This window comes from Enterococcus malodoratus ATCC 43197, from assembly GCF_000407185.1.
Lineage (GTDB): Bacteria > Bacillota > Bacilli > Lactobacillales > Enterococcaceae > Enterococcus_A > Enterococcus_A malodoratus.
This window is the reverse complement of record NZ_KE136484.1, coordinates 282887-295268: the sequence shown is the minus strand read 5'-3', so window position 1 is coordinate 295268 and position 12382 is coordinate 282887. Positions and strand designations below refer to the sequence as shown.

Below are 12382 nucleotides of genomic sequence, written 5' to 3'. Positions count from 1 at the left end.
CAAATGCTATTTCAGTACAAATAACCTAAAAACCTTTCCTAAAAAATATAGGAAAGGTTTTTTCTACGGTACTGTAATTGTCTCTTCTTTTTGTACATCTTTTGTCACTACTGCCGTTCCATTACGTCGGACTTCAATGGTGGCAGATCCGCCTTCTGTAGTGGTTACAGATACTGACTGGGATGTGGAAGAGGTGTTCTTATCTAACGGAAAACTCAGAACCTCTGTCAAACTTGATTTTTTAGCATCTTTCAACAAGACAGTGATCTTGTCCTGCTGATCATTTGAGCCAGTAAACTTAGCCGAGATCGTCACATCAAAGGTAGTTTCTTTATTTTCAGAACCTTTAGATATATATACGGTTACGGTGTCACCGGCTTTCAATGAAGAGGAACCCGCACCTGGGTCTGTTCGAATGACCTTCCCTTGTTCCACGTCATCTGAAAATTCTTGCTGCTCAGAATATTTCAACCCTAAATTAGTGATTGTCGCCTCTGCTGTTGCCTTGTCCTGTCCAGTGAGATCATTCAACGTCACATAACTTGAACCTGAACTGACTTTCAAAGTAATGGTATCTTTTGAAGTTAATGCTGTGCCGCTAACTGGGTCTTGACTGATGACTTCCTCCGCTGAAATAGTTTCACTCGATTCGTTCACCCGCTTGATCTGATTGCTTGAAATGCCCAGCTGAAGTAAGCTTGCTTCGGCTTCTGCATAAGTCATCTGGGAGTAATCACCAATTTTTATCGTTTTAGGTCCATTTGAAATACTGAGTGTAATTTCGTCTGTTTTCGGATCGACCTTCGTGCCTTCTTTTGGCGTTTGGCTCAACACTTGATCCACAGGAACAGACTCATCATTCACTTTTTTTATACGAATATTTTTTTCTAAAAATCCGATTCTCTCCAAATCGTCCCTTGCGTCGTCAATTGCATCGCCTTTATAGCTCTTCAAAGTGACTTTCTTAGTCCCTGAACTTATATATAATCGTACAGAACGATTCTTTTTTATCATAGTGCCAGATTCAGGGTTTGTTTTTACTACACGTCCTTTTTTGACCGTGTCGCTTGGGACTTCATCCGCTTTATTATCGACCGTTAGTTTTGCCGCCTTTAATGCCGTACGTGCTTCCGCTTCAGTCATGTCCTTGACTTGAGGAACTGATATCTCCGCGGAACTGCTCATAAGATATCCTACTCCTCCGCCAACTGCTAACATCAACAATAGAAAAATGATAATAAACCATTTTTTGCCTTTTTTCTTTTTCGGCTTTTCTTCAGGAACCGCGGGCTCCTCTTTAGGCTTTTCAGTCTGAATATCTTCTGGTTGAATCGGAGTCAGTACTTTAGTTTCATCTAGCATCGCCGTTGGCTGCCACGGCAACTCGTTTGCTCGCGCAGGGTTCAATGCTGTTGAAAGGTCTGCTGCCATCTCTTCTGCTGTTTTATAACGATCAGCTGGCTCTTTTGCAGTCGCATGCATCACAATATTTTCCAACGCCTGCGGTACTTCAGGATCAAAACCTTTTACTGAAGGCATTTCATCTTGAAAATGTTTTAGTGCAATCGTAACTGCTGACTCTCCGTCAAAAGGGACATTGCCAGTAATCATTTCATACAAAATGATTCCTAACGCATAAATATCTGATTGTTTTGTTGCCATGCTGCCGCGGGCCTGTTCGGGTGATAGATAATGTACAGATCCCAGCATGGAATTTGTTTGGGTCAGAGAGGTTTCAGATAAGGCGATCGCAATCCCGAAATCAGCGATTTTAACCACGCCTGCCTGATCCATCAAAATATTCTGCGGCTTCAAGTCTCGATGAATGATTCCATGAGCATGAGCCAAACTTACTGCAGATAGAATTTGTTCCATAATATCTACAATCTTGCCGTAAGGAATAGGTGAACGCGTTTGAATATATCGCTTCAAGTCCATTCCTTTTACATATTCCATAACCAAATACTGCATACCGCTTTCTTCATCCACGTCATAAACACCAACGATATTCGGATGAACCATTTCGGTTGCCGCTAAGGCCTCTCGCTGAAAGCGTCGAATTGCAGTTTGATCATTTTGAAAGTCGAAGCGTAATATTTTGATGGCAACATCACGATCTAAAATCAAATCGTGGGCCAAAAAGACGTTCGCCATACCACCGCTGCCGATACTAGCGATGACTTTATAACGTCCATTGACCAATTTGCCTATTTCAATCATGGACGAGCCTCCCCTTCAAAATGAATCAGCAAGACAGTAATATTATCCGCACCACCAGCGTCATTAGCAGCATTGATCAATTGTTTAGTTTTGGCTTCCAGTGTTTTGTCACTTTCTACGATTGCCAGAATATTTTCTTCACTGACCATATTGGTCAATCCATCTGAACACAACAACAGATAATCGTTTTGAAGACACTGATGTTCTGAGACATCTGTCTTAATCACACCGGCAATTCCAACCGAACGCGTCAACACATTTTTTTGGGGATGAATTGCTGCCATTTCTTCTGTGATTTCTCCAGATTTCAGCAGCTCATTGACCAATGAATGGTCATCCGTCAATTGTTTTAGTTGATTATTTTGGATTAAATACGCTCTACTGTCACCTACGTGAGCCAAGACAAATTTTTCATCCAATAAAGCGGTACTCACAATTGTTGTCCCCATCCCTTGCATTTCTGGATGAGCAATACCTTCTTGATAAATTGCTTCATTGACTTTTTGAATTTCTGCTAAAAACCACTGAGCTGCTTCATCTGGCTGCGCAATAGTCGAGGTCGACCAAGCAGCGCCTAAACCGTCAACAGCCATTTTACTAGCAACATCCCCAGCCAAATGACCGCCCATGCCATCGGCCAATATTGCTAAATACATACCTGCTTGATTAGTAAAAACATTTGCATAGTCTTGATTCATGTTGCGCCGCTTACCGATGTCTGATTGAAATTGGATCTCCATCCTTTTGTCCACCTCATTTATCTATTTTTTTCGCATTGCACAAATAAAGAAACCGTCTGTCATAAACATTTCTGGATATAAAACCAGCATCTGCTCATGAATCGCCGGTTGTAATTTTTCTTCTAAATCCAAGTCGATTTTTTCAAAATCAGGATGAGCGGCTAAAAATTCAGCGGCCACCTGTTGATTTTCCTCTGAAGTAATCGTACAAGTACTGTATACCATAATCCCACCTGATTTCAATGTGGGTGCGCAATTCTTTAAAATTTCCAGCTGAATTTTGGGTAATTGAACAAAATCCTGTGCTTTTTTCTGATATTTGATGTCTGGTTTTCGACGCATCAATCCTAAACCTGAACATGGCGCGTCTACCAGGATACGGTCAAAACTTTCTGGTGCAAATTCTTTCGATGCTTCTCGAGCATCCATTTTCTTTGTTACCACTGTGTCCGCAACACGTAAACGTTCCGCATTTTCTTGAACCAGTTTTAACTTATGTTCATGAATATCTAACGCCGTTACTGATCCTTCATCCTGAAGCAGTGCCGCAATATGGGTTGTTTTTCCTCCCGGAGCAGCACAAGCATCCAAGACTTTTTGCCCTGGTTCGATTTCCATAGCTTGAGCAACCAACATTGAACTTTCATCTTGAATTGTCAGCCAACCATTTTGAAACAGTTCGCTGCCAGCCAGAAATCCTCTATCTGCCACAATCCCATAAGGCGTAAGCTCACTGGGACGTGCCTCTATCCCGTCCTCTGCCAAAGCTTCAATCGCTTCCGCCCTTGTTAAAAAGCGTAAATCAATTCGCGCACTTACACGACTAGGCTCTAATAAAGACAAACCAAGCCTACGCGTTTCTTCTTGACCGAGTTCAGCTACAAATTTCTCTGTCATAAATTTTGGTAAACTGATCTCTATTGCTAAACGTTCAATCGGATCATTAATCAACTCTAATGACGGTACACCCTCACGTTGAATTGAACGCAAGACACCATTGACGAACTTACCAGTTCCCGGATTTCCTTTGGCTTTAGCAATTTCAACGGCCTCATTAATGATCGCATGATCTGGTACACGATCTAGATAAAGCATTTGATAAACAGATAATTGCAAAAGACTTTTGACCCATGGATCGACTTTTTTAGCCTTTTTAATAAACGGTTCGATGTCATATGCTAGTGAAAGTTGACGACTGATCGTTCCATAAACAAGTTCAGTTAATAAAGCCGTATCCTTGCCATCAACTTGATTTTTTTGAATCAATTCATTTAACAATAAATTTGAATAAGCCCCTCCACGATTGATTCGCTCAATCGCTTCTAATGCGGTAAAACGTACAGAACGTAATAATTTTTTTGGTATTTTTGCCATCTACCCCACCTGCTGCCCTTCAGCAACGGTTTGGCCGCTGCCATTTAGAAAGGCTTGGATCGCTTGTTTTGCTTTACCAGCGGGTTGCAGTTCATCTACTGCTAAGACCGTGCCGTTTCCGCAGGCGATATGCAAGGCTTTTTTCGAACGCGAAACGATCGTTCCAGGCGCTGCTGTTGTTGTTTCTTCTAACGGTGTTGTGCGAAAAATTTTCCAACGCGCACCTTCATAAGTAGTGAAGGCCACCGGCCATGGATGCATTCCTCGAACCTGATTATCAACTTCTTCGGCCGTTTTCTGCCAGTCGATCGCTTCTTGTTCACGACTGATATTAGGCGAAAAAGTCGCTTCTGCTTCATTTTGCGGCGTTGGTTTTAATTCGCCAGAAATAATTTTGGGCAATGTTGCTAGCAATAATTCTTTACCCACTTGGCTTAATTTTTCAAACATCGTCCCTACATCATCTTGTTTAGTGATAGCCGCCTTTTGCTGGCTGAAGATACCGCCAGCATCCATTTTTTTGATCATTTCCATGATAGTCACGCCGGTTTCCGTTTCACCTTCCATGATTGCATAATGAACGGGGGCACCGCCTCGATATTTGGGCAGCAGCGAAGCATGAACATTAATCGCACCCAATTTAGGGACCTGCAATAATTTTTCTGGTAAGAATTGACCGAAGGCTGCGGTAACTAATAGATCCGGCGCTAGTTCTTTGATTTTTTCCATCTCAGGTGAGCCGCTGATTTTTTCTGGTTGCAAGACTAATAAGTCATGTTTCAACGCAGCTTCTTTGACAGGTGTTGGCGTAATGATTTTTTTTCGTCCAACTGGGCGATCTGGTTGAGTCACTACCGCAGCGACATCATAACCTGCTTCAATCAAACTCTCCAAAATCGGCACTGAAAAAGCTGGGGTTCCCATAAATATAATTTTAGTCATCGGCATGTTCCTCCATATAACGTTCTAAATCTTCTGGTTTGATTATTTCGATTACTTGATCGATAAACAATTTGCCATTTAAATGATCAATTTCGTGTTGAAAAGCACGAGCTAAATAGCCATACGCTGTGACTTCCATTTCAGATCCTTCTCGATCATAATAGCGCACAGTCACTTCATCAGCACGCTCGACTGTTCCATATGTTTCAGGAATTGAAAGACACCCTTCGACATCAATCGTTGTTCCTTTTCGATCGATGATTTCCGGATTGATAAAATCAAAACGGTCGCCTTCTTCAACTTCAACCACTGCGATACGCAGGTTTTTTCCAATTTGAGGTGCAGCTAGGCCAATGCCATCATGTGCCACCATCGTTTCATACATATTATCTAACAATTCAACGATCTCATCGGTAATATATTCGATTGGCTCTGCCTTTTTTAGCAAACGCTCATCCGGGTGAATAATAATGGGATAACGCATAGAGTCCCTTCTTTCATATTTTCTAGGATTTTTATCTTCTGTATTCTTCTATAAGCGGGAGAACGATTAATTTTTTGTATTGTCCTTTAAATAAAATACATTGGTTCGTTGTCTATGGCGATCAATAAGCCTTGTCGCTGGTCCTTTTGACTCACTTGCAATATATCTTCTAAAGTCGCTTGTAGTTTTGGTTCATTTTTATATTTGATAATCAATTGATAGTAATAACGGTTTTTGATGCGCAAGATTGCACCGGGTGTCGGTCCTAACAGAATACTTTGCGGACTTAGCTGTTTCCGCAATTGTTCGGCTAATTGAAACGCTTTTTGCGCTGCTCGCATCTCTTCTTGATGAGAGACCGTTACCTTAACCGTATAGTAGTAAGGCGGATAATCCGTTTGATGGCGGATTCGCATCTCTTGCTGGAAGAAACTCTCATAGTCATGATGCTGTGCCAACTGAATAGTATAGTGTTCAGGATTAAATGTTTGAATGATCACTTCACCAGCTTTATCACCACGACCGGCACGACCGCTTACCTGCGTCAACAATTGGAAGGTTCGCTCACTGGAGCGGAAATCCGGCAGATTCAAAGCAGTATCCGCGTTTAAAACACCCACCAAGGTTACGTTTGGAAAGTCTAAACCCTTTGCGATCATCTGCGTCCCTAATAAAATATCTGCTTCACGATCGCCAAATGCTGTTAGAATTTTTTCGTGCGCACCTTTGCGGCGAGTTGTATCGACATCCATCCGCAGAACTCTTGCCTCTGGAATCAATTGCTCCAGCTCTTCCTGAACCTTTTCCGTTCCCGTTCCAAAGTAACGAATCTTATCTTTGCCGCAATTCGGACAACGGTGAGGGATTCCTTCTTCATGTCCACAATAATGACAACGCATCGTTTTTGTATCCATATGTAAAGTTAAAGAAATATCGCAATTCGGGCAAGGCAAAACAAACCCGCAATCACGACACATTACGAAAGAAGAGTACCCTCGACGGTTTAGCAATAACACACTTTGTTCGCCTTTCGCCAAGCGGTCTCGCAATTTCTCTTCCAATATCTCGGAAAATGAAGAATTTAGACGGCGCTGCATTTCCTCCCGCATATCAACAATCTCAACTGTTGGCAATTTAGCCTGTGCGCTGGCACGTTCAGTTAGATTCAACAAATGATACACACCTTTTTGTCCACGTGCACGTGATTCTAAAGAAGGTGTTGCACTGCCCAAAACAACCGGGCAATGATGGTAGTTCCCACGCCAAATCGCTAAATCTCTAGCATGATAACGTGGTGACTCCTCTTGTTTGTAGCTAGTCTCGTGTTCTTCATCGATGATGATCACGCCCAAATTTTCTAACGGAGCAAAAATTGCTGATCGAGCTCCCACAACCACATGTGCTTCTCCACGTTCTAACTTGCGCCATTCATCGTATTTTTCGCCTTGTGACAGACCACTATGCAAGACGGCCACTTCACTGCCAAAGCGCTCTTTGAAGCGTGTTGCCATTTGCGGCGTTAAAGAAATCTCAGGTACCAGCATCATGGCAGTTTGACCATTCGCCAGCACATCCTGGATAACTTGAAGATAAACTTCTGTCTTCCCGCTTCCTGTCACGCCCTCTAATAAGAAGACTTGGTGTTCATGAGCGGCACTCTTCTTGCTGATAGCTTCATAGGCCAATTTTTGTTCAGGATTTAGATCTAGTGCGGAAGTTTGTTTGATTTCTCTTTCAGCATAAGGATCACGATATTTTTCAATCGCTACAAACGCTAACCAGCCCTTTTTCTCTGCTTGATTCAAGTTGGCTAGAGAAAAATCTTCCGCCTTCATTTCTTTGACGGCGATCAGTTCTTCGTCAGAAAGTGCGGCTAAATAATCCAATAGCTGTTCTTGTTTATACGAATTTTTTCGTAAACCAGCTTTTAACTCACTTGCCTTTTCAGGAGAAAACATTCGTTTGATGTAGCGTTCTGTTTTTATTTTATTTTTGGTATGGACTTCATAGCGTAATTCAACGATGTTCTTGTCGCGAAGCACAGCCAATTCTTTCAACCAGCCTTGTGCTTCTGCTTCTTCCCAAGTAATCGACTCTGAATCTTTGAAATATTTAGCTTGAACCGCCGGATCCTCGGCAACGAGATACAATCGTTTTTGATAATCAGCCTTCATAACACTTGGCAGCATCGTTTGCAGACAAGTGACTTTAAAGGCAAACGTCGTCTCTTTCATATAGTCCGCTAAAGCTAATAACTCTTGATTTAAGACAGGAGCTAAATCCAACACACGAATAATCGGTTTCAAATTATCCGGCAAAGGTTCTGGAGCTGTTTCAAAACCAACCACAAATCCTTGGACATGTCGCGGACCAAAACCAACCTCCACACGCATCCCGACTTCTACCGCTAATTGAGGCGGGATTAAGTAACTAAATGGCTGATCCGTCTGCATCGCCGGCACATCTACAATCACCTGTGCTAATTTCATTTTTCCGCCTCCATTCCTAATTATTGTACTCGATTTTATCTGAGATCGCTTAAATTAAAGATACTATGTAAGAAAAGCTTCGTAAAATTACGCCTAGGCATAATTATTTATGTTAAAAATGCGAGTCTCTTAGACCACAAAAAGAAGGGACTGCGCCAAAAGTATTGGTACAATCCCATTTTACATCAGCAAAAAAATTCCTGTGCTTAGTTTTGTTCGTTGCGAATGCGTGCTTCTAAATCACGTTGATCACGTTCACGTTGTAAGTGACGTTCTTCTTCTTCCATTTTCAAACGTTCACGTTTGATTTCTGGATGTGGATCATTAATCACAGCACCTGCGTCGATTTCTTCTAACGCTTGGCCAACACTTTTTACAGAATCAAATGAATCCAGCGTTGGTTGTGCACCTGCATCTAATTCGTGGGCACGTTTACTGGCTAAGATTACTAAAGAATATTTTGAATTCACATGGTCTAACAACGTATCAATTGAAGGTTTTAACATCATAAGCTTATATCTCCTTTAACATTTTTATATATTTACCAATTACTCGGTCAACTCGGTAGTGTTCACTGACGATAATATCTTTTATACGATCAACAGCTTTAGGTACTTGATCATTGACGACAGCGTAATCATAGAGCGCCATCATTTCGATCTCTTGGCGTGCAACGAGCATGCGTTTTTCGATCACTTCAAGGCTATCGGTCCCCCGTCCAACGATCCGCGCTTTTAATTCCGCAAGATCTGGCGGTGTAAGAAAAATAAACACACCATCTGGCACTTTTTCTTTCACTTGTTGCGCACCTTGGACTTCGATCTCTAAAAAGACATCTTTCCCCTCGTCTAACGTTTTGTTTACATAAGTTAGCGGTGTTCCATAATAGTTTCCAACATACTCGGCATATTCCAACATATCGCCTGCTTCGATCATTGCTTCGAACTCTTCTTTCGTACGGAAATAATAATCGACGCCGTCAACTTCACCTTCTCGCATCGGACGAGTGGTCATTGAGACAGAGTATTGGAACTCATTATCGTCTCTTTCAAAAATGGCTTTTCTGACCGTTCCTTTTCCAACTCCGGAAGGTCCCGACAATACAATCAACAGTCCTCGTTCAGACATACTAACGCCCTTTCATGCTCTTTTTAGCTAACGCCTATTGTGCACTTTTTTTGTGAATATTTCAAGAGGCATCCGTAAGCTATCTGCTATTTATTATGGAAATTCACCTAACTATTCAACATTTTGGATCTGTTCACGAATTTTTTCTAAAATTGTTTTTAGTTGGACAACGATGTCTTTGATCTGAATTGGACTTGATTTTGATCCAATCGTATTGACTTCACGATTCATTTCCTGCAGTAAAAAATCCAACTCGCGGCCAACAGGTTCCGTCGTTTGCAAAAGTTTTCCTAATTTTTCTAAATGGATACTCAAACGGTCAAGCTCCTCATGGATATCACCGCGCTCCAATAGAATCGCCAATTCAGTCAGTAAGCGATCTTGGTCAACAGTATTTCCTAGATACTCTTCCAGCTTTGCTTGATACCGTTGTTGGAAATCAGCCTCATATTCAGTCACAAATCCCTGCAACTCATTTACTAGGTCTTGGACTTTTTCACTGTATTCAAGCATCACTTTTTGAATACCTATTCCCTCATGTTCACGACTGGCTGCTAACTGTGTAAAGGCCGCATCCGCAACCACTTGAACTAACTCCTCCAAGGTGTCTTCATCGGAGGGCTGATCAACCAGCGTTACAAAATCAGATTGCTCCATTGCTTTGACCAGCACTTGTTCTGCTGGAAAATCCACAATACCGAAATGTTCCTTTCCGCCATTTTGCAGTTCAGAAACTAGTTGCTGCAGCAGCTCCCAATCAACGGAAACTTTTTTATTGCCGCTTTTTAACGGTGTTAGATTAATAAAGACATCCACTCGTCCTCGTTGAATTTTTTCTTTCGCAATCTTACGGATCAGAGCTTCAAAAGGATTCAATTCTTTAGGCATGCGAATCTGCAAGTCTAAGAAACGATTGTTGACGCTTTTTAATTCAATGTTCAACTCGTAAGCTTCATTGGTTTGCGCCGCTTGGCCATAACCGGTCATACTTTTCATTTGATTTGTTCCCTTCTTTTATTAAATCGTGGACTACATATTGCTTAAAGCCTCTTTTAAAGCAGCAAATTCTTCATTACTCAACGTAACGCCTTTACCCATCTTCTCATGTTCTGGCGCCCAGTCCCGCAAATCAAATTTTGGTGGTCGCTCATTCCAGCTTACTAAGTTCAATTCTTTCCGCCAGCCTTTCGGATTTTCCGATAAAACAGCGATTTCTTCTACGATTTCATAATTAAATTCTGCCACGATACTTCCTCCTAGTTGCTCTTACTTTTGGTTAACTTCCAATAGTAAGATTGATATTTCGAATGTATTTAAAAAAGAGTGCCAGCAGCGTTGGAATCGGCCAACGTCGATAAAAGGTTTCTAGAGACCCTTCCTGCTGATAAATTTGCAAGACCTGATAATAATCAGAAAAAACATTATGGCTTTCAATAAAATCGCCAATTTGCTCTTGCACCGAAAATGTTGCGCTTAATTTGATCGGCATTTCAAACTGCCGCAAAATCGTTTCAATAAATTCCTGCGGTGTATACACTTGTACTGGTGAGACATTTACCCAGTAGGCAAAAAATTCCAAAAAGGCTAGGCTGAGCATTTCTGTCGGTACGTGTGCTCCAAAAAACTTTTGCAGTTCGGGATACAACGCTTCTTTTTTGAGAGTGATCTCTGTTTTTGCATAGCGTAAGAAATCTTTTGTGATCATTTCAAAATTAGAGTGGCAACTGAAAAAGTAGCGATAGCCTTGAAGTTCATCAAATGCCCGTTTTGTCTCTAAGTAGCCTAGATCGATATTTTCTGACGAGCGAGCACTTTGAAACAGCAGCAAATCACCCAATCCCCAAGGACTCGCCAACGCTAATTCAGCAACATTATCTGGTAAGCGATATTTTTTATCCAAACCAGGACCATGAACATCTACCACGATCAGTTCGGTGATCGGTTTTTGCAAGGCGATATCGACCGGCAAATTGTTGCGGTAGCCGCCATCTACATAATATTCATCCTTAATTTTTGCCATCGCCATCATTGGGAAAAAAGCAGCAGAGGCTAACAGCCAATCGATAATTTCTTCCGCCGGACATTCATTGAGTGAGACAATCACTTCTTGGAAAGCCGGTACTTTCGTCGTGACAACGTAAAAAGGACAGCCCGTTTGAATTTTTGGTTCATCTAATCGTTCTTCCAATAACCCTCTAAGCGGCTCTGAAGAAACACCCCGTTGCTGCAAAGAGACTTTAATAAACGTACGCAGTTGATCCACTTGAGCTGAAAAATCCAGCTCTTCCACTTCTTTGAAGGTGATATCCAAGACTTTATCGGTCTCGATTTCTTCCCACAATGCCCAGGCTTGATTGTAATCACCTTGTGCGATCAACGCGCCATTTAACCCGCCAACTGAGGTTCCTGTGATTACCTCGAATTGAATGTTTTTCTCCAGCAAAGCCTTCCAAACACCAATTTGATAAGCACCTCGAGCACCGCCGCCGCCTAAGACCAAACCTGTGTGGTAAACCAATTCTTTTTGCCAAAGTCCATCTAAGAGTTGATAGCCTTGGTCAATTAACCATTGCTGCAGAATCAAATTAGCCTCAATTTTCAAATATAATGCTCGTTTGAATTTTTGACGAGCAGCATTTTCTAACAATAAAAAGGCTGTCTGCCAGCCAAGATTCAGTGAGATCAGCAAATTATTAATTTGCCATGTATTATCCTTATCTATTTTATCTACTAACAGCCATTGGGATTTACGTTGCAGCCAAAATCCTTCTCCACGCTTAACCGCCGCTAAAAACTCTGAGCGAGCCTGTCCATGAGATGGATAGAAAGGAAACAGCAACTGTGTCTGTTGAAATTTTTTCCAAGACGCCAGCAAATCCGAGACAAAAATTCTTTTTAACTCCATCGCTTCCTCCCTTGATTTGTCCTCTATCAAATAAATTCAGCATGTTTGTTCCAGTATAGCAGAAATTTTCCCGCAACAAAAAACTCCAAGGCAGGCCTTG

The 12382-nt window shown here is 41.7% G+C and carries 11 protein-coding genes; all 11 read right to left on the bottom strand.

Going from position 1 to position 12382, the window contains the following annotated elements:
• Nucleotides 1–63 precede the first annotated feature (63 nt).
• The 11 genes from pknB to I585_RS22175 all read right to left on the bottom strand — a co-directional run bounded on the left by pknB (nt 64) and on the right by I585_RS22175 (nt 12282).
• Complete coding sequence (pknB, locus tag I585_RS22225; RefSeq protein ID WP_010741110.1) at nt 64–2220, bottom strand: Stk1 family PASTA domain-containing Ser/Thr kinase; 2157 nt, start codon at nt 2218–2220, stop codon at nt 64–66.
• The gene (locus tag I585_RS22220) at nt 2217–2960 is read right to left on the bottom strand and encodes a Stp1/IreP family PP2C-type Ser/Thr phosphatase (protein WP_010741111.1); all 744 of its coding nucleotides are present in this window, start codon (nt 2958–2960) and stop codon (nt 2217–2219) included. Before I585_RS22220 ends, pknB begins: the two co-directional genes overlap by 4 nt.
• Before the next feature lie 21 nt (nt 2961–2981).
• The gene (rsmB, locus tag I585_RS22215) at nt 2982–4334 is read right to left on the bottom strand and encodes a 16S rRNA (cytosine(967)-C(5))-methyltransferase RsmB (protein WP_010741112.1); all 1353 of its coding nucleotides are present in this window, start codon (nt 4332–4334) and stop codon (nt 2982–2984) included.
• A complete protein-coding gene (fmt, locus tag I585_RS22210) occupies nt 4335–5276 on the bottom strand; it encodes a methionyl-tRNA formyltransferase (protein ID WP_010741113.1) in 942 nt (313 codons plus the stop codon).
• Nucleotides 5269–5760, bottom strand: a complete 492-nt coding sequence (gene def / locus I585_RS22205) for a peptide deformylase (RefSeq protein ID WP_010741114.1) — start codon at nt 5758–5760, stop codon at nt 5269–5271. Before def ends, fmt begins: the two co-directional genes overlap by 8 nt.
• Nucleotides 5761–5846: 86 nt before the next feature.
• Nucleotides 5847–8249 (bottom strand): primosomal protein N', encoded by a 2403-nt coding sequence (priA, locus tag I585_RS22200; protein ID WP_010741115.1) that lies wholly within the window; start codon nt 8247–8249, stop codon nt 5847–5849.
• A 206-nt stretch (nt 8250–8455) separates the two neighbouring features.
• Nucleotides 8456–8758: a DNA-directed RNA polymerase subunit omega gene (gene rpoZ, locus I585_RS22195; protein ID WP_010741116.1), complete on the bottom strand. Its 303-nt coding sequence runs from the start codon at nt 8756–8758 to the stop codon at nt 8456–8458.
• 4 nt (nt 8759–8762) lie between these two features.
• Complete coding sequence (gmk, locus tag I585_RS22190; protein ID WP_010741117.1) at nt 8763–9377, bottom strand: guanylate kinase; 615 nt, start codon at nt 9375–9377, stop codon at nt 8763–8765.
• Nucleotides 9378–9488: 111 nt separating this feature from the next.
• On the bottom strand, nt 9489–10373 hold the full coding sequence (locus I585_RS22185; protein ID WP_010741118.1) for a YicC/YloC family endoribonuclease: 885 nt from the start codon (nt 10371–10373) through the stop codon (nt 9489–9491).
• A gap of 33 nt (nt 10374–10406) precedes the next feature.
• On the bottom strand, nt 10407–10622 hold the full coding sequence (locus I585_RS22180; RefSeq protein ID WP_010741119.1) for a YdbC family protein: 216 nt from the start codon (nt 10620–10622) through the stop codon (nt 10407–10409).
• Nucleotides 10623–10653: 31 nt separating this feature from the next.
• Nucleotides 10654–12282: a patatin-like phospholipase family protein gene (locus I585_RS22175; RefSeq protein WP_010741120.1), complete on the bottom strand. Its 1629-nt coding sequence runs from the start codon at nt 12280–12282 to the stop codon at nt 10654–10656.
• Nucleotides 12283–12382 lie beyond the last annotated feature (100 nt).